Annotated in this window: 22 protein-coding genes and 1 tRNA gene; 14 read left to right on the top strand and 9 right to left on the bottom strand. The window is 55.7% G+C overall.

Annotation, left to right across the window (positions count from 1 at the left end):
* Positions 1-3: 3 nt before the first annotated feature.
* The 5 genes from HCH49_RS11240 to folD form a co-directional block, all read right to left on the bottom strand.
* Positions 4-531 carry a metal-dependent hydrolase gene (locus tag HCH49_RS11240; RefSeq protein ID WP_213729523.1) on the bottom strand — a complete coding sequence of 176 codons (528 nt, stop codon included), beginning with the start codon at positions 529-531 and terminating at the stop codon, positions 4-6.
* A gap of 74 nt (positions 532-605) precedes the next feature.
* Entirely contained in the window at positions 606-1,622 is a 1,017-nt protein-coding gene (gene malI, locus HCH49_RS11235; protein ID WP_023310638.1) for a Mal regulon transcriptional regulator MalI, read from the bottom strand.
* 86 nt (positions 1,623-1,708) lie between these two features.
* Complete coding sequence (locus tag HCH49_RS11230) at positions 1,709-3,208, bottom strand: PTS transporter subunit EIIC (protein WP_221702696.1); 1,500 nt, start codon at positions 3,206-3,208, stop codon at positions 1,709-1,711.
* A gap of 233 nt (positions 3,209-3,441) precedes the next feature.
* Positions 3,442-3,654, bottom strand: coding sequence for a ribosome-associated protein YbcJ (gene ybcJ / locus HCH49_RS11225; RefSeq protein ID WP_023334767.1), 213 nt, complete (start codon positions 3,652-3,654; stop codon positions 3,442-3,444).
* A gap of 1 nt (position 3,655) precedes the next feature.
* On the bottom strand, positions 3,656-4,522 hold the full coding sequence (gene folD, locus HCH49_RS11220) for a bifunctional methylenetetrahydrofolate dehydrogenase/methenyltetrahydrofolate cyclohydrolase FolD (protein WP_008499332.1): 867 nt from the start codon (positions 4,520-4,522) through the stop codon (positions 3,656-3,658).
* A 310-nt stretch (positions 4,523-4,832) separates the two neighbouring features.
* On the opposite strand from folD, the gene fimA reads away from it, so the two are divergent.
* The 6 genes from fimA (at position 4,833) to sfmF (ending at position 10,844) form a co-directional block, all read left to right on the top strand.
* Entirely contained in the window at positions 4,833-5,396 is a 564-nt protein-coding gene (fimA, locus tag HCH49_RS11215) for a type 1 fimbrial major subunit FimA (protein ID WP_023310641.1), read from the top strand.
* A gap of 68 nt (positions 5,397-5,464) precedes the next feature.
* Positions 5,465-6,010, top strand: coding sequence for a type 1 fimbrial protein subunit FimI (gene fimI, locus HCH49_RS11210; RefSeq protein WP_047749384.1), 546 nt, complete (start codon positions 5,465-5,467; stop codon positions 6,008-6,010).
* Positions 6,011-6,044: 34 nt separating this feature from the next.
* On the top strand, positions 6,045-6,737 hold the full coding sequence (fimC, locus tag HCH49_RS11205) for a type 1 fimbria chaperone FimC (RefSeq protein WP_033144824.1): 693 nt from the start codon (positions 6,045-6,047) through the stop codon (positions 6,735-6,737).
* Positions 6,738-6,751: 14 nt separating this feature from the next.
* Positions 6,752-9,313 (top strand): fimbrial biogenesis usher protein, encoded by a 2,562-nt coding sequence (locus HCH49_RS11200; RefSeq protein ID WP_221702695.1) that lies wholly within the window; start codon positions 6,752-6,754, stop codon positions 9,311-9,313.
* Positions 9,306-10,313 carry a type 1 fimbria D-mannose specific adhesin FimH gene (gene fimH, locus HCH49_RS22230; protein ID WP_311775747.1) on the top strand — a complete coding sequence of 336 codons (1,008 nt, stop codon included), beginning with the start codon at positions 9,306-9,308 and terminating at the stop codon, positions 10,311-10,313. Before HCH49_RS11200 ends, fimH begins: the two co-directional genes overlap by 8 nt.
* Before the next feature lie 9 nt (positions 10,314-10,322).
* Positions 10,323-10,844: a fimbria assembly protein gene (sfmF, locus tag HCH49_RS22225; protein WP_039263992.1), complete on the top strand. Its 522-nt coding sequence runs from the start codon at positions 10,323-10,325 to the stop codon at positions 10,842-10,844.
* Between the two features lie 51 nt (positions 10,845-10,895).
* Here the strand turns inward: sfmF and fimZ are convergent, their stop codons facing one another.
* The 3 genes from fimZ to HCH49_RS11180 all read right to left on the bottom strand — a co-directional run bounded on the left by fimZ (position 10,896) and on the right by HCH49_RS11180 (position 13,780).
* Entirely contained in the window at positions 10,896-11,528 is a 633-nt protein-coding gene (gene fimZ, locus HCH49_RS11190) for a fimbria biosynthesis transcriptional regulator FimZ (RefSeq protein ID WP_033144828.1), read from the bottom strand.
* 800 nt (positions 11,529-12,328) lie between these two features.
* Complete coding sequence (locus HCH49_RS11185; RefSeq protein ID WP_033144829.1) at positions 12,329-13,057, bottom strand: response regulator transcription factor; 729 nt, start codon at positions 13,055-13,057, stop codon at positions 12,329-12,331.
* A 24-nt stretch (positions 13,058-13,081) separates the two neighbouring features.
* Positions 13,082-13,780, bottom strand: coding sequence for an EAL domain-containing protein (locus tag HCH49_RS11180; protein WP_033144830.1), 699 nt, complete (start codon positions 13,778-13,780; stop codon positions 13,082-13,084).
* Positions 13,781-14,058: 278 nt separating this feature from the next.
* On the opposite strand from HCH49_RS11180, the gene HCH49_RS11175 reads away from it, so the two are divergent.
* The 8 genes from HCH49_RS11175 to pheP all read left to right on the top strand — a co-directional run bounded on the left by HCH49_RS11175 (position 14,059) and on the right by pheP (position 23,358).
* A tRNA-Arg gene (locus HCH49_RS11175) sits at positions 14,059-14,135 on the top strand.
* A gap of 102 nt (positions 14,136-14,237) precedes the next feature.
* A complete protein-coding gene (locus HCH49_RS11170; protein WP_221702694.1) occupies positions 14,238-15,068 on the top strand; it encodes a CPBP family intramembrane glutamic endopeptidase in 831 nt (276 codons plus the stop codon).
* A 355-nt stretch (positions 15,069-15,423) separates the two neighbouring features.
* Positions 15,424-16,440 carry an iron ABC transporter substrate-binding protein gene (locus HCH49_RS11165; RefSeq protein WP_039263996.1) on the top strand — a complete coding sequence of 339 codons (1,017 nt, stop codon included), beginning with the start codon at positions 15,424-15,426 and terminating at the stop codon, positions 16,438-16,440.
* A 24-nt stretch (positions 16,441-16,464) separates the two neighbouring features.
* On the top strand, positions 16,465-18,039 hold the full coding sequence (locus HCH49_RS11160) for an ABC transporter permease (protein WP_048976680.1): 1,575 nt from the start codon (positions 16,465-16,467) through the stop codon (positions 18,037-18,039).
* A gap of 1 nt (position 18,040) precedes the next feature.
* Positions 18,041-19,072: an ABC transporter ATP-binding protein gene (locus HCH49_RS11155; protein WP_048978908.1), complete on the top strand. Its 1,032-nt coding sequence runs from the start codon at positions 18,041-18,043 to the stop codon at positions 19,070-19,072.
* A 149-nt stretch (positions 19,073-19,221) separates the two neighbouring features.
* Entirely contained in the window at positions 19,222-19,497 is a 276-nt protein-coding gene (gene yahO / locus HCH49_RS11150) for a DUF1471 family periplasmic protein YahO (protein WP_033144835.1), read from the top strand.
* A gap of 185 nt (positions 19,498-19,682) precedes the next feature.
* The gene (locus tag HCH49_RS11145) at positions 19,683-21,866 is read left to right on the top strand and encodes a TonB-dependent siderophore receptor (protein WP_221702693.1); all 2,184 of its coding nucleotides are present in this window, start codon (positions 19,683-19,685) and stop codon (positions 21,864-21,866) included.
* Positions 21,867-21,969: 103 nt separating this feature from the next.
* A complete protein-coding gene (pheP, locus tag HCH49_RS11140) occupies positions 21,970-23,358 on the top strand; it encodes a phenylalanine transporter (RefSeq protein ID WP_047061279.1) in 1,389 nt (462 codons plus the stop codon).
* Between the two features lie 82 nt (positions 23,359-23,440).
* Here pheP and HCH49_RS11135 read toward each other — a convergent pair whose 3' ends face one another.
* Positions 23,441-24,682 (bottom strand): mechanosensitive ion channel family protein, encoded by a 1,242-nt coding sequence (locus HCH49_RS11135; protein WP_033144837.1) that lies wholly within the window; start codon positions 24,680-24,682, stop codon positions 23,441-23,443.
* Between the last annotated feature and the right edge of the window lie 30 nt (positions 24,683-24,712).

Here is a 24,712-nt window from a genome sequence, read left to right as displayed (position 1 = left end):
GCATCAGCGCCCACGTTTTCTCCACCACAGCAACCCCATCAGCACGACTCCCGGCAGCCACACCCACAGCAGCTCCGACACGATCACCTGATGCCCGTACGGCGTGGTGTAGCGCGACAGCGCAAACGGCGCGACCTTAATCACCTGCCACGACGCAAAGAAGCGTTCATCTGACCACGGCCACAGCCAGCCGACGCCTTTCCCGCCCGTGGTAATCGAATCCAGCAGGCTGTGCGACAGCAATGACACGGTTAAAAACAGCCAGCACCGCGTCAGGCTGGCCCGGAACCACCGTCGTCCAGTCAGCACGCAGAGTATCGGCACCACAAAGGCGAACAGCAGGGAGTGGGTAAAGCCGCGATGGCCGAAAACATTGCCGTACGCGACGCCGAACTTGAACGCCAGCACGTCGGCATCCGGCAGCATGGCGAGGACAATCCCGGCAAACAGCAGGCGGGGAGGAATCACTTTGGTTCCCAGGCCTAAGCCCAGACAAAGCGGAACAGCAGCGTGTGTAATAACGGTAGGCATTGCGATTATCCATGGCAAATCATGGAAATATAGCAGCAATCCCGCGCCGGCAGACCCGCGTCAAATTCTTATTTTTACGCCGACTCGCGCGCGATAAGCTGTCCGGAAAGCGTAATGCGCTGGGTTTGCAGCGTCGGCTCCTTCAGCGTGCGAATAATCAGACCTGCAGCCTGACGCCCGGTCTCTTCGCTGGCGGACGAGACGTAAGTAAAGGACGGCGAGGTGAGGTTAACGTGGAGCATATCTTCGAAACCGACCAGCGCGACCTGCTGCGTCAAAAACACATCTTTACCCACCGTTCGTCCAACCTGATGAATACCGGAGATGGAGCCGATCATGGCATCCGGCGAGTGGCAGAGCAGGGCGGTGATGGTGTTGTTTTTTTCCAGCAGCTGGCGGGTGGCGAAACCCGCTGCCAGGGTGTCATCGCTGCAGGCCGGAGAGTATTCATCGCGCCAGACCAGCCCGTTCTGCGTCATCGCGCTGCGAAAACCGAGCAGGCGCTGCTCGCGGATGAGGCAGCCTTCACGTCCGCCAATGTAGGCGATATTGCGATGGCCGCGCTCGATAAGATAACGCACCGCCAGATTTGCCGCCTGGCGGTTATCGCGCATTACCAGATTGCATTTTTCATCCAGCAGCGACTGAGAGACCACCACCAGCGGCAGCGGGCAGCGGCGAATCTGCTCCGGCAGGGTGGAGGTGCGGGTATCCGAGGCCAGATAGATAACCCCGGCGACGCCCTGCTGCTTAAACGACAGCAGGCAGCGCTCAAGATGGTCATGGTCGTTCTGGGGCTGGCCGAGAAAAACCATATACCCCTGTTTTTCAAGATCCTGAACGATGCTCGCCATCACCTTGATGGAGAAACTGTCGCTAAAGTCGCGGAGGATCAGGCCAATCAGATTGGACGTATTGGCGCGGAGGTTGGCAGCGGCGACGTTATGAACATAGCCCAGCGTATTGATGGCAGCGTTGACCTTCTCGATCGTTGCCTCTGAGATTTTCCCTTTCTGGCGCAAAACCAGCGAGACGGTTGAGACCGATACACCCGCGTGCTTTGCGACATCAATAATGCTGACTTTCTTCAAAACCGCTCCCTGAAATTCACCGATTATCAGTCAGATACGACAATGCGTCTCCCAGACTACAGGAGACGCGTCGTTCAGGCATCTTATTATTTGCCGATCATGGTGGACATGGTCTGGGCGATAAACTGTGCTCTGGCACCGAAAATCACCTGAATACCGTTGTCGCCGACGAAGACCACGCCGCGCGCGCCGAGTCCGTTCAGGCCGTCCTTATCGACCACCTCGCTTTTTGCCACTTCCAGGCGAAGGCGGGTGATACAGGCGCCGACGGAGTCGATGTTGTGCGCCCCGCCCAGCAGGGTGATGATCTCGGTCGCGAGTTCTGAATCAGACTTATCATCCGCGTTGGCGGTCACTTCAGTGCGGCCCGGCGTTTTCACGTCGAAACGACGGATCACAAAGCGGAACGTGAAGTAATAAATCAGGCCCATCGGAATGCCGATGATAATCGCATTCAGGAAGTTGGTCTTGTAGCCGTTAAAGGACGGCAGGATCCCGAATGACAGATAGTCGATAAAGCCTGCGGAGAAGGACTTGGCGATATGCGCATGCAGCAGATACATGGTCATGTAGGCCAGGCCCGCCATGATGGCGTTAAAGACGTACAGGATCGGCGCCACGAAGATAAAGGTAAACTCGACCGGTTCGGTGATCCCCGTCAGGAAGCAGGTCAGCGCCGCAGAGAACAGAATACCGGCCGCGATTTTCTTATTCTTCGTATGGGCTTCGTGATACATCGCCAGGCACGCGGCGGGCAGCGCGAACAGCATCAGCGGGAATTCGCCCTGCATGAATTTACCGGCATTCTGGTAGGTGTCGCTGCTGAAGGACTTCACTCCTTCTTCCAGCATCTTGAACCAGATGGTCTGGTCGCCGTGGATCACCTGTCCTGCCTGGGTGGTGTAATCCCCGAACGAGTACCAGAAGGACGGATACCAGATGTGGTGCAGGCCGAGCGGGATCAGCGCGCGCTCTACCAGACCGAAGATAAAGGTCGACGCCGCCTGATTATCGCCGTTAACCACCACGGAGAGCGCGTCGATACCGGCCTGGATATGCTGCCACACGTACGGTAGCAGCAGCCCCATCAGGAACGACAGTAACGCCGTTGCAATGGCCACGAAGCGCTTGCCGGAGAAGAAGCCCAGGAACTCCGGCAGCTGCATGGTGTGGAAGCGGTTATAGCACCAGGCCGCGAGAATACCGCAGATCAGGCCGCCGAAGACGCCCATCTGCAGCGTCGGGATGCCGACCACCATGGCGTATTTCCCACCCTGGGAGGCCATTTCCGGCGTGATGCTCAGCACGGTGCTGATGGTGATATTCGTGACAAACACCGACACCGCCGCAGACAGCGCCGCGATGCCGGATTCTGACGCCAGACCCACGGCGGAGCCAATGGCAAACAGCATCGGCAGGTTATCAAAGATAACCCCGCCCGCGTTCATCATCAGCGGCAGATGGAACTTATCGCCGAAGGCCAGCAGCAGGCCCGCAGCGGGAAGCAGTGAAATTGGCAGCATTAAGGCGCGACCAATCATCGATAACTTAGACAGCGATTTAACAAACCCTGATATCAGACTCATGCTGATTTCCCCCGAGTAGCGCTTTTTTGGCGCTGTTATTGTAAGTAGAACGTTTTAGTAGAACGTTCTACTTATCGTGGGCAAAGAGTGAAAAACGCGCAACAGAATTTTCATGTTTCAACAGATGAAATAGTGATTATTTGAAGTTGATCGATAAATAACCGCGATGGGTGTAAGGGATTTTATATCCCCTCTCCCTGTGGGAGAGGGTTAGGGTGAGGGCATAATACGGCTCAGGCCGTAACGGTTACGCTCTGTCCTTCAAAGCTCACGGTCTGACCCGCGACAATCTTGCAGCGCTTGCGCGTTTCTACCACGCCGTCGACTTTTACCAGCCCGTCGGCGATAACGATTTTCGCCTGCGCGCCGCTTTCGCTCCAGCCTTCCAGCTTCAGCAGATCGCACAGCTCAACGTGCGGGTGTTTACCTAATGAAAAAGTCGCCATCTTACGCGTCCTCTACGTCGTGATATTCTTCGCACGCCTGCAGCGTATTCTGAATCAGCGTTGCTACGGTCATCGGGCCTACGCCGCCCGGTACGGGGGTAATGTAAGACGCGCGCGCGGCGGCATCTTCGTACACCACGTCGCCGACCACTTTGCCGTTTTCCAGACGGTTAATCCCGACGTCCACGACAATCGCGCCCTCTTTGATCCACTCGCCCGGAATAAAGCCCGGTTTGCCGACCGCGACGATCAGCAGATCGGCGTTCTCGACGTGGTGACGCAGGTTTTTGGTGAAGCGGTGGGTCACGGTGGTGGTACAGCCCGCCAGCAGCAGCTCCATGCTCATCGGGCGGCCCACGATGTTGGACGCACCGATAACCACGGCGTTCAGACCGTAGGTGTCGATGTTATAGCGCTCCAGCAGCGTCACAATGCCGCGCGGCGTGCACGGGCGCAGACGCGGCGCGCGCTGGCACAGGCGGCCAACGTTGTACGGATGGAAACCGTCCACGTCTTTATCCGGCGCGATACGCTCCAGCACCTTCACGTTGTCGATACCCGCCGGCAGCGGCAGCTGAACCAGAATACCGTCGATCTCTTTATCGGCATTCAGGGTGTCAATAAGTTCCAGCAGCTCTGCTTCGCTGGTGGTTTCCGGCAAATCGTAAGAGCGGGAGACGAAGCCCACCTCTTCACACGCTTTGCGCTTGCTGCCGACATAAATCTGCGATGCCGGGTTGCTGCCAACCAGCACAACGGCCAGCCCGGGGGCGCGTTTTCCGGCAGCTTTACGCGCCTTCACTTTTTCCGCGACCTCAGAGCGCACCTGCTGCGCAATCGTTTTACCGTCAATAATCTTTGCTGCCATCAGAGAGAAGATTCCGTCTGTAACGTTTGAAAGGGGGGATGGCGTGTATTTTGTCAGAAGCGAGCGTCGCTGTCAGTCACCCTTTACGCGTTTTTATCAGTGAGACGCAAAAACCCTTCTTAAGGGATGGTCAATTTCTTAGGCGGGATTAGGATGTGACCTGGCGAAATAGCAGCGTTTTGACATATTTAAAAAACGCGTCCTGAGCTACTTTGTCTCCTCCGAAATAAGCTTTCAATTAATCAATTGAACGTATTTCTTATTCCCGATTATTCGCGGGAAGGGTTATTTACATTTTAAAGGAATAGACATGAAACTCAGCAACATTGCTTCTACTGTTATTGCTACTTTGGCCCTGGTTGCAGGTGCCGCAAATGCAGCAGATCCTGCTGCGCCGGTTTCCGTAAATGGCGGTACCGTACATTTTAAAGGTGAGCTGGTTAATGCGGCTTGTTCAGTAAATACTGATTCTTCCGAGCAGACCGTTAATCTGGGTCAGTATCGCACCGCGAAATTTACCAAAGTGGGCGACACCACCTCTAATATTCCATTCAACATTGAACTGAATGATTGCGATCCGCTGGTTGCCAAAACTGCCGCTGTTGCGTTCACCGGTCAGATCGACCCAACCGACAAAACCCTGCTGGCCGTGACTTCCGGTAACAACGACAACACCGCAAAAGGCGTGGGTATCGAGATCCTCGACAGCAAATCCAGCGTTCTGACCCCAGACGGCGCGACCTTCTCTGCTGCGCAGACGCTGATCGAAGGGACCAACACCCTGAAGTTCACCGCACGTTACAAATCAACGGCTGCCACCACTGAGCCAGGCCAGGCAAACGCTGACGCCACCTTCGTAATGAAATACGAGTAATTCCTCCGCACAGGGATGTTCAGGCCTCACGGACGAGGCCCGTCATACGCTAATGCCAGGAACGAAGGATGACAAGGACTGGAACACTACTGCTGTTAACCCTTGCGATGGCTTACCCGGCATCGGCGCATACCGTGGTGATCGAAGGTGGCAAGGTTCATCTCAGAGGTGAACTGGTGAACGGCGGCTGCGCCGTGGCGCCCGACAGCCAGAATATGCGCATCGACATGGGGCAGTACCGAACCAATTCATTTTCCGGTGTGGGCAGTTTTTCCACGGTTAACGTGCCTTTTACCGTGCGGCTGCTGGACTGCAGCGTTGATGTTTCGCGCACCGTGGGGATCCAGTTTCAGGGCGTGACGCCCGCAGAAGATCCGCAGGTCTTTCTGGCGACCTCGCGGCCGGGTGAAACGCCCGTCAGCAGCGGCGTGGGGCTGGCGCTTTTTGACGAACAGCAGCGTCAGATTATCCCAAATGCCACGGCCGTCAGCTGGCTGCCGATCGATACCCGCGAGCTCGCGTTCCATTTTAGCGCCCGCTATCGGGCTATTTCCGAACACCTCGAGCCAGGCAAAATTCAGTCGGATGTCTGGTTTACGTTGATTTATCCATAACACCTGCGAACACATTATTAAAGGTACGGTTGTGATGAATACCCTAATTAAACCAGGACTTTTTTTATCGTTTATTTTGATGATGGTTTCTGCCTGCGCAAATGCTTCCGGCGGTATTGCGCTGGGGGCCACGCGCGTTATTTATCCCGCAGAGGCGAAGCAAACGTCGCTGGCGATCACCAACAGCAACAAACAGGAACGCTATTTAATTAACGCGTGGATCGAAAATGCGAGCGGGCAAAAAGAAAAAACCTTTGCCGTCACTCCGCCCCTGTTTGTCAGCGAGCCGAACAGTGAAAACACGCTGCGTATTATTTACGCCGGGCCAGCGCTGCCTGCCGATCGCGAATCGCTCTTTTACATGAACGTGAAGGCGATCCCGTCGGTGAACAAAGCGAAAACGGAAAACAATAACGTGCTGCAGCTGGCGATCCTCTCACGCATCAAGCTGTTTGTGCGCCCGAACAACCTGGCGATGCAGCCGGAAGAAGCGCTTTCCCAGCTGCGGTTTGAGCGCGCGGGCAGCCATCTCAAAGTCAGCAACGCTTCCCCGTATTACATCACCCTCGTCAACCTGAAGCTGGGCGGGCAGCAGCTGGATAACCTGATGGTTGCGCCGAAAAGCTCGGCTCAGCAGGTGCTGCCAGCCGGTGCCAGCGGTACGCTTTCCTGGCAGAGCGTGAATGACTACGGTGCCATCACTCCGGCGCGTAGCGTCAACCTGTGAGCAGAGTCAGGTCGATGAAAAACCACCAGAGACGTTACTGCCCGGTTGCACTGGCGCTGATGGCTGCGCTCTGGCCGCAGGCTGGCTGGAGCGAAAGTTATTTCAACCCGGCCTTCTTGTCCGACGACACCGCCAGCGTGGCGGATTTGTCGCGTTTTGAACAAGGACACCAGCAGGCACCCGGCGTTTATCGCGTGGATATCTGGCGTAACGATGAGTTTATCGGTACCCAGGACGTGCGTTTTGAGCAGGCCAAGAACACGCCGCCGGTGGCGGGCGGTTTGTCGGCGTGCATTACGCGCGCGATGCTCGATCGCTTTGGCGTCAACGTCGCGGCGTTTCCCGAACTGGCTAAGGTGCAGGGCGATACCTGCGTTCCGTTGACCACGGCCATACCCGGCAGCGAAACGGTATTCAACTTTGCCTCACAGCGTCTGGACGTCAGCCTGCCGCAGGTGGCGTTGCAAAACAGCGCCCGGGGCTACATTCCGCCTGAACAGTGGGATGAAGGCATTCCCGCCGCGCTGGTGAACTACAGCTTCACCGGTAACCGGGGAAGCGAAGACGACAGCTATTATCTGAACCTGCAGAGCGGGTTGAACTATGGCGCCTGGCGTTTACGTAACAACGGCGCATGGCGGTACACGGAGAATAACGGGCAGCGGCACAGCGAGTGGCAGAATATCGGCACCTGGGCGCAGCGCACCGTCATCCCGCTCAAAAGCGAACTGGTGCTGGGCGACAGCAATACCGGGAATGACGTCTTCGACAGCATGGGTTTTCGCGGCGGGCGGCTCTTCTCGTCTGACAGCATGTACCCGGACAGCCTGCAGGGCTACGCGCCGACCGTGCGGGGGATCGCCCGTACGCATGCCAAAGTGGTGGTTCGCCAGAATGGCTACGTTATCTATCAAAGCTATGTCCAGCCGGGCGCATTTGCGATTACCGATCTTAACCCGACCTCCTCAAGCGGTGACCTGGAAGTCACGGTTGAAGAGAAAGACGGCACCCAGCAGCGCTATACCGTGCCGTACTCCACCGTGCCGCTCCTGCAGCGTGAAGGGCGCTGGAAGTATGACCTCGTTGCGGGGGATTACCGCAGCGGTAACAGCGATCAGGATACGCCGTTCTTCACTCAGGGCACCCTGATTACCGGTCTAGCCAACGGTTACACGCTCTACGGCGGGACGCAGCTGGCGTCACGCTATACCGCGGTGGCCGTCGGGGCCGGGAAAAACCTGGGCGACTGGGGCGCGGTCTCGCTCGATATCACCCACGCCCGCAGCCAGCTCGCGGACGACAGCAGGCACGAAGGGCAGTCTCTGCGCTTCCTCTACGCGAAATCCCTTAACGGCTTCGGCACTAACTTCCAGCTGCTGGGCTACCGCTACTCCACAAAAGGGTTTTACACCCTCGACGATGTCGCCTGGCGCTCAATGGAGGGCTATCAGTATGCCGATAGCCAGAACGATAACGATGTGCCGGACGTGCAGAGCTATCACAACCTGACGTGGAATAAAAAAGGCCGCTTCCAGCTCAACGTATCTCAGTCGCTGGGGGACTACGGCTCGGTCTATATCTCCGGTAGCGAGCAGACCTACTGGGGAACAGACGAGACGAACCTCTGGTACCAGCTGGGCTATGCGGGCGGCGTGAAGGGGATCAACTACTCCGTCTCGTGGTCGTGGAACAAATCCGTGGGGATAGACGGCACCGATCGGATCGCGTCGTTTAACGTCTCCGTGCCGTTCAGCCTCTTTACCCGTCAGGGCTATCGCCGGGACAGCGCGATTGACCGCGCCTACGCTACGGCATCCGCCAGTCGAAACAGCGACGGCGACACAAGCTGGCAAACCGGCGTCAGCGGAACGCTGCTGGAGGATCGCAACCTGAACTACAGCGTGACCCAGGGACACGCCAGCACCAACGGCGCAAGCGGAAGCGCCAGCGCCAACTGGCAGGCGACCTACGGCACGCTGGGCGTTGGCTACAACTATTCCCGCGACCAGCACGATCTCAACTGGCAGCTCTCCGGCGGGGTGGTCGGCCACGCCGACGGCGTGACCTTCAGCCAGCCGCTGGGCGACACCAACGTGCTGATCAAAGCGCCGGGGGCATCGGGCGTCAGTATTGAAAACCAGACCGGCGTGAAAACCGACTGGCGAGGCTACGCGGTGATGCCGTATGCCACCGTCTATCGTTACAACCGCGTGGCGCTGGATACCAACACCATGAGCAACAACACCGATATCGAAAACAACGTGAGCAGCGTGGTGCCGACCAAAGGCGCGCTGGTACGCGCCAGCTTTGATACCCGCATTGGCGTGCGCGCCCTGCTGACGGTAACGCGCGGCAAACAGCCTGTGCCGTTCGGCGCGGTGGTGCGTGAGACCAAAAGCGGCGTGACGAGCATGGTGGGGGATGACGGGCAAATTTACCTGAGTGGGCTGCCGCTGGAGGGCGAACTGCTGATCCAGTGGGGCGACGGGGCGCAGTCCCAGTGTCGCGCACCTTACAGCTTGTCTGAACAGAGCCTGCAACAGGCAATCACACTTAAGGGGATCGGCTGTGATTAAAACTCAACTCTTTGCCTTGTCGCTGCTGGCGCTACTGCCCGCGACAAACGCATTAGCGACCGTGTGCGTCAATGAAAAAGGCGTGCCGACGGAAGTGCATTACGACCTGACGGATAAATTCAACAGCTCGAATAACCAGATTGGGCAGGTCGTGACGCTCAGCGAGAAATCGCAGTGGGTAGGGGTGAATGCCGTCTGCCCGAAGGGCACGACCGGGAATACCACCAAGCGCAGCTATGTGACCGATTATCCGGTCACGGGGACCAGCGATGGCTATCAGTATCTGAAGCTTAACGACTATCTGGACGGGGCGATGAAAATCACGGACAGCTATGCTGGCGTGTTTTACCCGCCAAAAAGCTATATCCAGATGGGGAGCCATCCTAACGTCTCCAAAAACAAACCGTTTGGCGTTCAGGACTCCAGCCTGGTCTTCCGTCTTAAGGTGACCCGGCGTTTTATCAACATGGTGGTGATCCCGCGTGCCACCATGTTCCGCGTTTACGTCACCACTACCTCTTCCGATCCGTTAACCACGCCGGTCTATACCATCAGCTACAGCGGAACCATTCAGGTGCCGCAAAGCTGCGCCATCAATGCCGGTAACGTGGTGGAGTTTGATTTCGGCGACATTGGCGCCTCCTTGTTCAGCAAGGCGGGCGTGGGTAACAAGCCGGAGGGGGTCTCATCGCAAAGCAAAACCATCGCCATCAAATGCACCAACGTGGAGGCGAACGCCATGCTGACGATGCGGGTCGAGGCGGAAAAAGTCTCTGATAATGTGCTGGTGTCGGATAACCCGGATGTGGGGTTCATCATCGCCAACGAGAGCGGGGCGCCGCTGACGCCCAACAACCTGACGAGCAAAATTCCGTTCAGTCTCGACGACAGCGCGCAGGCGCAGGTGGGGATCCGGGTCTGGCCGGTGAGCGTGACGGGCAATAAGCCAGCGGAAGGGCGCTTCACCTCGCGCGGGTATTTGCGCGTGGATTACGACTAAGGAGCCGATATGCGAAACAGGATCCGTTTTCTCACCGTAGCGCTCTTTGCGCTTTGCACGCAGGCTCAGGCGGACACCGCGTTGGGCGAGATTAACATTCGGCTCTACGGCAATATCGTCGATTTTACCTGCGTTGCCGAGGGCAGCGACAGCGACAAGGCCGTCCCGCTGGGCACCTGGCCCACGAAACAGCTCAGCACCACCGGGAGCCGCACGCAGCCGATGCCGTTTACGCTGAAGCTGACCGGCTGCCCGCCGGGCGCGGCGTCCATTACGTTTTCGGGTAAAGCCGACGGAAGCAATAGCGGCCTGCTGGCGCTGAATGACGCCAGTACTGCAAGCCATGTCGCCGTTGAGATCAGGGATGCGGATAAAACGCGGCTGGCGCTTCAGCAGGCCAGCCAGCCGGTCTCGGTTGATGCGCAGGGAAATGCGATTCTGTCATTTTATGCCAATTATATTGCCACTGCCGATAACCCTCAGCCCGGACGGGCTGATGCGGATGCCACCTTCATGATTAATTATAATTAGCACTGACCGCACTCCCTGCAGCTCAGATAAGCTGCAGGGAGTGAATTCAGGTTATAGCAGCTCGTGGGCTTTAGCGTAATCAATTAATTCCACGATGCTTTGCACACCCAGCTTGGAATAAATATTGGATTTGTGCGCGCTAATGGTCTTGTTGCTTAATAGTAGCTGTTCAGCAATTTCCTTGTTGGATAATCCATTCGCCAGATACCGTAATACCGTGACCTCGCGATTCGATAATGGCATATCTACTGCCATCCCTTTCCCTGAACCCAGGTGGTTTATAAAGTTCAGCGTTTCCGACGGGAAAAAGGAATAGCCCATCAGGATCATTTCTACGGCGTTGTAGATCTCCCCTAAATCTTTTCGTTTACTGACGAAGCCATTTGCCCCGGCGCGAATGGCGCGACCCGCGTAAAATAACTCTGATTTAGACGAGAGGAACAGAACCTTAATGTTCTTGTTTAAGTTTCTGATTCTCTTAAGTAAAGCGAAAGCATCCGTGCCCGTGAGTTCAATGTCAAGGATCACCAGATCGATAGGGTGATTGCGGATACAGTCAAGGACTTCATGGCTATCGCCAGACTTGAGCTTGACTGTGATATTCTTATTTTTCTGTAGCAGGACTTCTATCGACATTCTGACGATAGGATGTTCGTCCATAATGATAACGGATGCCGGTTTCATTTTTAATGCCTCAGATTGTTAAAAGCGTTATGCAGAGTTTGGTAAAACTCTCGAAATGCCGGAAGGATATAATGTGCAGATCCCTATACCGTAGTATTTCCCTGGAAAGAGCGAAAGCATCCTTGTTTACGTAATGAAAAGAACTATGCCTCAGCGCGGTCATCTCATTAGGCTGGTGTTGGCAAAAAGGTTTTTCTTATTCATATTTGATACGCATCTTATTATACAGGGTAAGTTTTTTCCGAAAACCCTGTAAATTAATATGAGGGTATTGGTTTGTATTATCTTCTGGATCTTAATCGCTATTTTTTTAAATTTAGCGGAAATATCCTGTTATCTCATTTACCGCATATTTTCATCTTTATGTAATAACAAAAAATAACAGATATCTCTGTATGTTGATTAATTGTTAACAAAAATACGCCTCTTTGAAAGGGACGAACCCGCAAAAGTGAGGTTGAAAATTGCCCTCGCAGGCCGTCTGACCTTCATCTGAAAGTGCTTACGCCGATCCGGATAACGGCGTCTGGTGCACAGGAGAACGTGCTGCCCGCTTTGCTTTTTACTCCTGGCAGTTGTCGCTAAGCTGCTTGTTTTTACATCATTATCATCTTGTTAACGCCTTCTGCATTCGCTTAACGGATGGAGGAAAGTGCTGCCGTTCCGCTAATCTGTGGCATTTCACAAGGTTCGCGCCCATAAATTAGGAATAGTTATAAATTCGATTATATTGTTAAAAATTAACATTTTCGCAACGCAAGTGGTAAGTAAATTCTTAAACCGCTTTAGGAAATAAGGGGTTAGGAGGTGAGTGAAAACGTGCAGTCTGAGAGGTTATTAAGAAGATGCAGCAATTCCTGGCGATGGCTTAGCCCCAGCTTTAGGAGGATGCAGCTGAGACGATAGATAATGCGGCTATAGGGGCGATTCTGCATAAGGGCAATCTGACGCAATGTCTTGCCCCGGGAAAGCTCCTGCAGAATGGGCCATTCGTTGCGCGAGAACCAGTCTTTCTCGGTACCCGGCGGAGGGAGGGGATCCTGCAGGCTGTGCTGGAGCGCGGCGGCGTTCAGCTGACGTTCGAGCACATGAAAGGGACCTGCCGCTTTGCAGAAGAGGCGGGTGTCGTAATTATCGGCCCGGACCAACAGCCAGGGCGTCAGGAACGGAGAAAACAGGCTATGCCGTCTCAACTGATCCAGTTTCTCCAGAAGCCCCGTGGATCGGCTTTCAATATCCACGACCAGACGGGCTGAGGGCCACTGCGTCTGAGCGATAAGGGCGTCGTCCAGCGTGGCGTAGTCGCAGCAGCTGCTCAGGGGAAACTGCCCGTGGAGAAAACCGGTGCGCAGGTAGTGATCCTCCGTCACCAGAAGGATAAACGGGGCGTCTGTTTTGCGGGGCTGGCTGATGGACTGGCTCAAAAATTCGAGCCGGTCGAAAAAGGGGGGAGCAAAAGGTGAGCGCGTAAATCCCAGTGCATCACTTCCTGTACGCCGCCGCCGGTAACGGCGCACTGTCATTCGCATGGTCTCCCTCCTGGAAATGGCTTTTTAATCCTCCGGCCATGTCCAGGACGGCCAGTAATATCCCTGGCCGAGGTCTGCGCCTGCCTGCAGTGCCCAGGTACGATCGCGTTCAGTCTCAATACCTTCAATAAGCACTTTCCCGGCAAGCTGAAAGCAAAGGGAAACCAGTTGCCTCAGCGCAGGGGTGTCGCGTAAACGCCAGAATGCTTCCTTATCTATTTTGATGCCGCTTAACGGGAGTCGGCAGGATAAAAACGACTGCACTGTGACGTCATCCACGTCATCAAGCCAGATAGCGTGTCCCTGTTTGCAAAGTTGCCGCAAATTTTGAACGACATGCTGCTTCTCTACGAGGGAAAGCGCCAAAAAGGACGCGAGGTCGACAATCTCAATATTGAGCGGCACGCCTGGCAACCGGATAAGTCGCTGAAAAGACGCGGGCTCTGTCAGGACGGTTATCGGCAGATTAATAAAAAGATTATGACCGTGCGGCGTATTTTTTAACGCGGCAAGCTGCGCTTCAAGCAGCGTTATCGACCACTCTGCGGAGCGATCGCAAAAAAAGTTCTCGCTGTCCCGCGTGTCGGACAGGACGCTAAGGACCTCCACGCCAACCTGGCGCAAGGAGGAAAGGGCGACGATGGGCTCAAGCTTAATGCCGACGATGTCCTGAGAAATGTACTGTAACCGGGGGGGCGTATCGATCAGGTTTTGCGCTGTCACTCCATTGTCCTGTTGTCTGTCAGCCTCCAGGCGGCCGGGATACCTGACTCTAGTGTGACGAGCTGACGGTCAGGAAAACAGCAGGCGTTACTTAAATGCAACTAAGCCTTTTCGCAGCGCTAAATTTTACGGTGAAACAGGGCGAAATGTTGAGAAAATAGCCGTATTTACAATCGGCTAGCGGTAATTGGCCCTGAAAACGGAAAAGGCATTGACTCACCTGCCATTGACCGTATAATTCTTCGCGTTTCACCACCGCGAAGTACACGCATATCAGTGCGCCCTTAGCTCAGTTGGATAGAGCAACGGCCTTCTAAGCCGTAGGTCGTAGGTTCGAATCCTACAGGGCGTGCCATTTCATTTCATAGAGTTACGCCTCTTTCACATCCTCCTGATTTCCGTTGTGGGACTTATTTGGGACATCGCCCCTAAAATTTACCGGTCAAGAAGGACATTTATGTGGTATCTACTCGCAACTTCGCTTGCCGCACTCTCCCTTAATAAAAGCCTGGCTTATCTAATGCTGGGATTAACGGCATTTCTCGGCTGGAAACAGGGCATTCTTGACGCCCCGGCGCTGCTGGTTATTGCATCAATCGTTGTTGGCTGGTCTGCTGTTGAATGGCTACGTAATAAAAATAATAAATATACATATCTGGTCGAAGGCCTGTGCGTGGCCATCGCCGTTGCCCTGGTTTTGCATCTGATCCCGGGTTTTCATAACCCCAAAGTGCTGGATGCTGTCGTCGTAGGTCCGCAAAGCATACCGTTCAGTATGTACTTTAATATGGACAAGGCAGTGGTGCCGTTCTTTTTAATTACGTGCATGCCAACGTTATTCGTAGCAAAACCCCTCTATAAAGCGGGCAAGATCGGCTGGGGAATATTGGTTCTTGCGATACCCGCGCTGTTACTTCTGGCTGTTGCGTTGGGTGGACTTAAAATTGAGCCGCATGCGCCAGAATGGTTCGCTCAATTTGCCCTTGCGAATATTTTTTTCGTCTCTTTGGCTGAGGAAGCCTTGTTCAGAGGCTACCTGCAGCAACGCTTGTCCCGGATTATTCATCCTGTTGTCGCGCTGTTGATTGCCTCAGTCATCTTTGGACTGATGCATTATAGCGGCGGTTTACTACTGATTATTTTTGCCAGCCTCTCCGGCATTATTTACGGCCTGGCGTGGATGTGGAGCGGCAGGCTCTGGGTTGCAACGTTATTCCATTTTGTGCTGAACTGCGTGCATTTATTGTTCTTCACCTATCCTATGTATGCCCCTCATGCGGTTATGTGATGCTTTTAAAATTAGTCGCCTTATAAATTTAGCGACCTCCGGATAAGCATAAAAAGCCCCGCAAGATCGGGGCTTTTATATCTGCCGGGCGCATGAATAACAGATTTACCTTCGCGTCATAATGAATAGAAGGCTAATGAATTTCACTGTAGGCAGGCTTAAGGTTTTCTTAATCTAAAAATTATCTCTCATTAAAATTTGGATTTTTATCATTCTAAAATCTGCTAAAAAGAAATTTTACACTTTTACGACTAAACTCGATTGATACTAATTATCATTAGCGTTGTTGTATGCTTTAATCCTGTCCCACAAAGCTATGAGTCGTTAATCCCGTTGGTCTATAAAGGATATGTTCATGAATTCTCGCCTGCTGTCCTGCTTCTCGCTTGCCTTGTTGTCTTCATCCCTTTTCCTTTCCACACAAGCGGTTGCCGCTGATAACAACGAAGGTATCGTTGTTTATAACGCGCAGCACGAAAACCTGGTGAAGTCGTGGGTTGACGGTTTTACCAAAGAAACCGGCATTAAAGTCACTCTGCGTAATGGCGATGACAGCGAGCTGGGTAACCAGCTGGTTCAGGAAGGCAGCGCGTCCCCGGCAGACGTATTCCTGACGGAGAACTCGCCGTCAATGGTGCTGGTGGATAATGCCAACCTGTTTGCGCCATTGGATGCAGACACCCTGAAGCAGGTACCGGCAGAATATCGTCCGGCGCACGGCCGCTGGATTGGCATCGCGGCCCGCAGCACGGTGTTTGTGTATAACCCGGAAAAGCTGAACGAAAAGCAGCTGCCTGAATCGCTGATGGATCTGGCAAAACCCGAGTGGAAAGGGCGCTGGGCGGCATCACCGTCAGGCGCGGATTTCCAGGCCATCGTGAGCGCGATGCTGGCGCTGAAAGGCGAAAAGGCCACGCTGGAATGGCTCAAGGCGATGAAAGCCAATTTCGTTGCCTATAAAGGCAACAGCACAGTGATGAAAGCGGTCAATGCCGGTCAGATTGATGGCGGCGTGATTTATCACTACTACCGTTTTGTCGATCAGTCCAAAACCGGTGAAAACAGCAAAAACACCCAGCTTTACTACTTCAAACACCAGGATCCGGGCGCGTTCGTGAGCCTCTCTGGCGGCGGCGTGCTGGCGTCCAGCAAACACAAAGCGCAGGCGCAGGCCTTCATCAAATACATTACCGGTAAAGAAGGCCAGGAAAGCCTGCGGACCAACAACGCCTTTGAATATGCCGTGGGCGTGAACGCGGCCTCAAACCCGAAACTGGTCCCGCTGAAAGATCTTGATGCGCCGAAAGTTGAACCTTCAACGCTCAACAGTAAAAAAGTTATCGAGCTGATGACGCAAGCCGGCCTGCTGTGATCCTGAGAGTGAAGTGAACGTCTTATGTCTGGTCTGAGTCTCGACATCGGAAAAAACAGAGTGCAGGAGCCTGCCCGCAGGCGTCCTGCACTGCCGATGGTTGCGTTAGCTGTATTGTTTTCATTGATGGCGCTTCTGCCTTTGGGGTTTATCATTGCCATTGGCATTGAGACCGGCTGGGAAACCATTAAGGCGCTGGTGTTTCGCCCGCGTGTTGCTGAGCTGCTCAGCAACACGCTGTGGCTGACGGCTTTAGCGGTTCCGCTGTGTATCGTGACGGGCGTGGCAATCGCCTGGCTCACGGAGCGCACGCAGCTTGCCGGGCGAGGGATCTGGTCCGCACTGGCGGTCGCCCCGCTGGCGATCCCCGCGTTTGTGCAAAGCTACGCCTGGGTGAGCGCTGTCCCGTCCATGCACGGGCTCTCCGCGGGCGTGTTCCTCTCGGTTCTTGCCTACTATCCGTTTATCTATATGCCGGTTGCGGCGGTGCTGCGTCGCCTTGACCCGACGCTTGAAGATGTCGCCGCTTCGCTGGGAACGCCGCCTTGGCGGGTCTTTTTCCGCGTGGTGTTGCCCCAGCTCAAGCTCGCTATCTGTGGCGGCGCGCTGCTGGTGGCGCTGCACCTGCTGGCGGAATATGGCCTGTACGTGATGATCCGCTTTGATACCTTCACCACGGCAATTTATGACCAGTTCCAGTCTACCTTCAGCGGCCCGGCGGCGAACATGCTGGCGGGCGTGCTGGCCTTGTGCTGTCTGGCTATATTAATGCTGGAGGGCGTGACGCGCGGAAAAGCACGCTACGCGCGCATTGGCGCCGGGGCCGCGCGCGAGCAGAAACGCTGGCCGCTGAAGCCAGCGGCCGCCGCGCTGGGCCAGCTGTTTTTCATCGTGCTGATCGTGCTGGCGCTGGGCGTGCCGTTAATTGTCCTGTGTCGCTGGATTTGGCTCGGCGGCGTGCAAAACTGGATGAGTGCCGATCTCTGGCACTCCCTGCGCCAGACGCTGATGCTCGGCGTGGGCGGCGCGCTTCTGACGACGGCGTGCGTGATCCCCATCGCGTGGCTCGGTATCCGCTATCCGCACCGCATCTTCCGGATGCTGGAAGGGTGCATCTATATCACCAGTTCGCTGCCGGGCATCGTCACGGCGCTGGCGCTGGTCACCGTCACCATTCATTACGCCCGTCCCATTTACCAGACGGAAATTACCCTGTTCCTTGCCTACCTGCTGATGTTTATGCCCCGTGCGCTCATCAACCTGCGGGCGGGGATTGCGCAGGCGCCGGTCGAGCTGGAGAACGTGGCGCGCAGCCTGGGCAGCACGCCCGCGAAGGCGCTCTGGAGCGTCACGATGCGGCTGGCCGCGCCGGGTGCGGCGGCGGGGGCCGCGCTGGTTTTCCTCGGCGTCAGCAACGAGTTGACCGCCACGCTGCTGCTCTCTCCGCTGGGCACGCGCACGCTCTCCACCGGATTCTGGGCGCTGACCAGTGAAATTGACTATGTTGCCGCCGCGCCTTACGCGATGCTGATGATCCTGATTTCACTCCCGCTGACCGCCATTCTCTATATGCAGTCGAAAAAAATTGCAGGGCTATGACATGCTTGAATTAACCGCCATTTCTAAATCGTTTTCTGATGTGCAGGTGCTCGACAGCTTAAACCTGAGCGTGGCGCCGGGGAGCAGGACGGCGATTGTCGGGCCGTCCGGGTCGGGGAAAACCACGCTGCTGCGTATTCTGGCCGGGTTCGAAACGCCTGACACCGGGCGCATTGTCATGCAGGGGAGAACGCTGTTCGATGAAAACAGTTTTGTTCCCGCCCACCTGCGCCGGATCGGTTTTGTGCCTCAGGAGGGTGCGCTGTTCCCGCACCTCAATGTGGCAGACAACATCGCCTGGGGGCTGGACGGCACTCGCCACGAGAAGCGCCAGCGCGTTGAGGCGCTGATGGAGATGGTTTCTCTGGACAGGCAGCTCGCAACGCACTGGCCCCACGAGATTTCCGGCGGACAGCAGCAGCGCGTGGCGCTTGCCCGTGCGCTGGCACAGCGTCCTTCACTGATGCTGCTGGATGAACCGTTCTCGGCTCTGGATACCGGCCTTCGCGCCATGACGCGTAAGGCAACGGCCGATCTGCTGGCCGAAGCGGGCGTGGCCTCGATTCTGGTCACCCACGATCAGAACGAAGCGTTGTCCTTTGCCACGCAGGTTGCCGTCATGCGCTCCGGGCGCTTCACGCAGGTCGGGACGCCTTATGACGTTTACACCCGTCCCGTTGACGAAGAGACGGCGCTGTTTCTTGGCGATGCCGTGATCCTGCCTGCTCAGCTCGCTGCCGGGTATGCCGTGTGCGCGCTGGGTGAAGTGCCGACGGACAACGCGCATGCAACAGGGCAGGGCAGGGTAATGATGCGCCCTGAACAATTACGCGTGACGGCATGTGCAGCGCATGAAAGCCCGATCTCGATTCTCGACGTGGACTTCACCGGCCAGCTGTCAACGCTCACCCTGGGATTAGCCGGGCAGCAGCAGCCCGTAATTCTGAAGACCGTAAGCCAGCCAGGATGGAACCCGGGCACGGCTGTACGCATTGATATTGCTGGCACCGCGCGGGTATTCGAATATTCTTAATATTCGTTAGTAATTTCATGCAACGGGTTGTTATAAAAGATTTTTCCCGAACGCATGGCAATTCCTGAGATTCTCTACCATGCTCATAAAACCTCACCACAATGCGTGAGGTTTTTCGTAGTTGCTGATTAATCTCAAGGAAAAAGGTTATGAAAAAGACGACTGCTATTTTGTTGGGAACGGCGTTACTGTTTACGACCAATGCTTTTGCTGCCCAGCTACTCACTAAAAGCGAGTTCAAGAAAGTTGCATCTCAATATAAAAAAATCGGTACGGTAAACACCTCGAATGAAGTATCGGTGGATGATGCGAAAAAAGAACTGATTGAGAAAGCCGATAAGCAAGGCGCGGATGTCCTGGTGCTCACTTCAGGGAACACCAACAATAAAATTCACGGTACGGCCAATATCTACAAGAAAAAATAATGTTATTGCAGCCATCCCCGAAACTGGGTGGCTGTTCCCCCTCTTTTCTCGCCAAATCTCCTTATGAACGCGGTTACACTTGCTAACGCATGGATAATGCGTATAGTTCTCATTTGCATTGCATTCAATACATTCTAAGGCCCGACAACGGGTCATTTTTGCGCGCACTTTAAAATGAGTTAACGATGAACAACACCAAAATACACAAGACGCTGCTGGCGCTCGCCGTTGGCGCGGCGCCACATTCCGCCTTTGCGGCGGACAATCAAAAAGAGGACACCCTCGTTGTCCAGGCTGCACCAGCCAGCGATTTCAAACCCGGCGGCGACCAGTTGGTACCGGCCTTCCTTGACGGACAGGTGGCGAACGGCGGGCGCATGGGTATGCTGGGCCAGCAAAACGCCATGGACGTGCCGTTCAACATCATCAGCTACACCTCGAAGCTGGTGGAAGATCAGCAGGCGAAAACCATTGCCGATGTCGTCGCGAACGACGCGGGCGTGCAGTTCGTTCAGGGGTACGGCAACAGCGCGGAGACCTACCGCATCCGTGGCCTGAAGTTCGACGGCGACGACATGACCTTTGGCGGCCTGTCCGGCGTGCTGCCGCGCCAGGTGGTGGATACCCAGATGGTTGACCGCATCGAGATCTTCAAAGGGGCCAACTCGCTGATGAACGGCGCGGCAAGCTCCGGCGTGGGCGGGATGATTAACCTTGAGCCAAAACACGCGGGCGAACTCCCGCAGGCGAAAGTCGGCGTGGACTACACCTCGGATTCCCAGATTGGCACCACGCTGGATGCGGGCCGTCGCTACGGTGACAGCGACCAGTTCGGCGCGCGGGTGAACCTGGTTCATCGCGAAGGGGAAACCGGCATACCGAATGACCGCCGCCGCACCACGCTACTCTCTACCGGCCTGGATTACACCGGCGACCGCTTCCGCACCTCGCTGGATCTGGGCTATCAGAAGAAAACCTTCCACGGCAGCCCGACCAGCGTCAATATTTCCGCGGTGGATTTCGTTCCGGAGCCGCCGAAAAACGATCGCAACTTCTCGCAGAAGTGGGCCTACAGCAATATCGAAAACGAATTTGGGATGTGGCGCAGCGAGTACGACATCACCGACGGCTGGACCGCCTATACCGGTCTTGGCGCGCAGCACGCGCACGAGGAAGGCATCTACAGCGCGCCGAAGCTGGTGGATAAAAGCGGCAAGGCAACGGTCAGCCGTCTCGACACCAACCGCATCAGCGATTCCGTCAGCGGCATGGCGGGCGTTCGCGGTAATTTCAATACAGGCTTCGTCTCGCACAAGGTCAACATTGGCTATTCGGCGATGACCAAAAACGAAAAAATCGCGTGGAAAATGTCGGCGGCGAAGGATAACCCGACCACCAACATCTACCACAACACCGGCGTCGATATGCCGGACAGCACCAACTTCAGCGGCTCCGGCGGAAAGTACAGCGATCCGCTGACCAGCGGGCGCACCCGTACCCAGGGCTGGCTGCTGAGCGATACGCTGGGCGTGCTGGACGACAAGCTGCTGTTCACCGCAGGTGCCCGCCATCAGAAAGTCGTCGTTCGCGGGTATAACAAAGTCACCGGTGCGGAAAACGCGGCGGACGGCTTCGACGGCAGCCGCTGGATGCCCACCTATGGCGTGGTCTACAAGCCGTGGGAGGCGATCTCCCTCTATGCTAACCACACCGAAGCGCTGCAGCCGGGCAAAACCGCACCTAACACCGCCACCAACTACGGCCAGAGCACCGGTATCGTTCACTCTAAGCAGAACGAAGTGGGCGTGAAGGCAGACTTCGGCCGCGTGGGCGGATCGCTTGCGCTATTCGAAATCAAAATGCCGTCGGCGATCCTCGACGACAGCGGCCACTACGGCCTTGACGCCGAGCAGCGTAACCGAGGCGTGGAGCTGAACGTCTTCGGCGAGCCCGCGCTGGGGATGCGTCTGAACGCCAGCGCCACCTGGCTGCAGGCCGAGCTGACCAAAACCAAAAATGGCGTGAATCAGGGTAACGATGCGATCGGGATTCCGAACTTTTACGCCGTGCTGGGCGCTGAGTACGACATCAAGCCGATTGACGGCCTGACCGCCACCGCCCGCGTGAACCACTCCGGCGCGCAGTACGCTGACCTGGCAAACTCCAAAAAGCTGGACAGCTACACCACGCTGGATCTGGGGATGCGTTATCGCTTCGCGGTTAACCACAATGAAAACCAGATGACGGTTCGTGCGGGCATCGATAACGTGACCAATGAAAACTACTGGGCCAGCGTGGACGATTCCGGTACCTATATTACGCAGGGCGAACCGCGCACCTTTAAGGTCTCGGTTGGCTACGCGTTTTAAGCGTTCCATCTCGTTATCCGGGGCAGGGATGCCCCAATCCCTTGCTACCTCCAGCATGAAGTGTTAAAACGTGCCCCTTCTAAAAAAGAGACAGGGGTAGGACGTGAAAGACGCGTCATCCGCTTCAGGCCATGGTAGCGCTGAAGCCTCGTCGGATCAGAATCCGACGCTGCAACGTGGTTTGCAAAATCGACATATTCAGCTCATTGCCCTTGGCGGCGCGATCGGTACCGGGCTGTTTCTCGGCATCGGCCCCGCTATTCAGATGGCTGGCCCGGCGGTGCTGCTGGGTTACGGTATCGCCGGGATTATCGCCTTCCTGATCATGCGCCAGCTTGGCGAAATGGTCGTTGAAGAGCCGGTTTCAGGCTCCTTCGCGCACTTTGCTTATAAATACTGGGGCCCGTTTGCAGGCTTCCTGTCCGGCTGGAACTACTGGGTAATGTTCGTGCTGGTGGGGATGGCGGAGCTGACCGCCGCGGGCATTTACATGCAGTACTGGCTGCCGGATGTTCCGACGTGGATCTGGGCGGCGGCCTTCTTCATCATTATTAACGCCGTTAACCTCGTCAACGTGCGCCTGTATGGCGAAACCGAGTTCTGGTTTGCGCTGATCAAGGTGCTGGCGATTATCGGGATGATCGGCTTTGGCCTGTGGCTGCTCTTTTCCGGCCACGGCGGCGAGCGCGCCACGATCGACAACCTGTGGCAGCACGGCGGCTTCCTGGCGACTGGCTGGAAAGGGCTGATCCTCTCCCTGGCAGTGATCATGTTCTCCTTCGGTGGACTAGAGCTGATCGGCATTACCGCCGCGGAAGCGCGCGACCCGCATAAAAGCATTCCCAAAGCGGTCAACCAGGTGGTGTACCGGATTCTGCTGTTCTACATCGGCTCGCTGGTGGTGCTGCTGGCACTCTATCCGTGGGTGGAAGTGAAGTCCGACAGCAGCCCGTTCGTGATGATTTTCCACGATCTGAACAGCAACGTGGTGGCCTCGGCGCTGAACTTCGTCATTCTGGTTGCATCTCTGTCGGTCTATAACAGCGGCGTTTACTCCAACAGCCGCATGCTGTTCGGCCTCTCCGTGCAGGGCAACGCGCCGAAGTTCCTCACCCGCGTCAGCCGTCGCGGCGTGCCGGTGAATTCCTTGTTACTTTCCGGCGCCATTACGTCGCTGGTGGTGCTGATTAACTATCTGCTGCCGAAAGAAGCCTTTGGCCTGCTGATGGCGCTGGTTGTTGCCACGCTGCTGCTGAACTGGATCATGATCTGCCTTGCGCACCTGCGCTTTCGCGCCGCGATGCGCCGCAAGGGACGCGAGACGCAGTTCAAAGCGCTGCTTTACCCGGCGGGGAACTACATCTGTATCGCTTTCCTCGGGCTGATTCTGGTGCTGATGTGCACCATGGATGAGATGCGTCTTTCGGCGATGCTGCTGCCGGTATGGGTTATCTTCCTGTTTGTGGCGTTTAAGCTTTCCCGCAAAAAGTGATCTGCTTTTCTCCCTCTCCCCGTGGGAGAGGGCCGGGGTGAGGGCACCAGACTGCACCTGCCTTCACGCCCGGCAACCCACCTCACCGATGCTGTAGGGTCAACGAGCGAATATCGTTCCCGGTCGGGGACTGGTGAATACGCAGCCCAAATTCATCCACCACTGCGAAAATATGGTCGAAGATGTCGGCCTGAATCTCCTCATATTCTGCCCAGACCACCGTGTTGGTGAAGGCATATATTTCAATCGGCAAACCATTCGCATCAGGCGCTAGCTGGCGCACCATCAGCGTCATATCTTTGCGAATACGCGGATGGTTGCGCAGATATTCATTCAGGTAGGCGCGGAAGGTCCCAATATTGGTCATCTTACGCAGATTTAATACTGACTCCCCTTCACCGTTCTTCTGATTCCACAGGCTAATTTCCTCATGTCGCGCGGCCAGATAGGGCTTCAGCAGCTTCGCCTGAATGAGTTTCTGCTGCTCCTGCTCGTCGAGAAAATGAATGCTGGTGGTATCAATATTCAGGCTGCGCTTAATGCGTCGCCCGCCGGAGGCCGACATGCCGCTCCAGTTGATAAAGGCGTCGGAGACCAGCGCCCACGTCGGAATGGTGGTGATGGTGTTATCAAAATTGCGCACTTTAACGGTGGTCAGACCGATGTCCGTTACCGTGCCGTTGGCACCGTATTTCGGCATCTCCAGCCAGTCGCCGAGCTTGAGCATGTCGTTGGCGGAAAGCTGGATCCCGGCCACAAGTCCGAGTATCGGGTCCTTAAACACCAGCATCAGAACGGCGGCCATGGCGCCCAGACCGCTGATCAGAATCGCCGGGGACTGGCCGATCAGCAGGGAGATAATCAATATCCCCACCAGGATGGCGCTCACCAGCTTGATGCCCTGGAAGATCCCCTTCAGCGGCAGCTGTGACGCGGTGGCCATTTTCTGCGACAGATTAAAAATCACGTCCAGCAGCGAGAAGAAGGAGAGCAGGGCATACACCATGACCCACAGCTTTGCGCAGGTAGTGAGAATTTCCGCCGCTTCGCTGCCCTTTTGCAGCCACAGTACCGCCTGAACGTTGACGATTATCCCCTGAAGGGTGAAGGCCAGACGGTGAAATAATTTATTCTGGGTAATGATCTGCAGCCATAAATGGCTGCTGGCCTGCGCGCGTTTTTCGAACGCGCGAAGCACCACTTTGTGCAGAATAAAATGAACGATGATGGCGGTAAGAAAAATAATACCAAAGATAATCACTAAAGAGGTGGTGTGATTAATTTCAATGCCTAACTCTTCAACCTGAGCAATTAATTCCTGCATAACGTCTCCTGTATTGATGCAGCCCCATAA

Origin of the sequence: Enterobacter sp. Y17 (assembly GCF_019730495.1) — a bacterium.
Classification (GTDB): domain Bacteria; phylum Pseudomonadota; class Gammaproteobacteria; order Enterobacterales; family Enterobacteriaceae; genus Enterobacter; species Enterobacter asburiae_B.
This window is presented reverse-complemented; position numbering and strand designations above follow the sequence as displayed.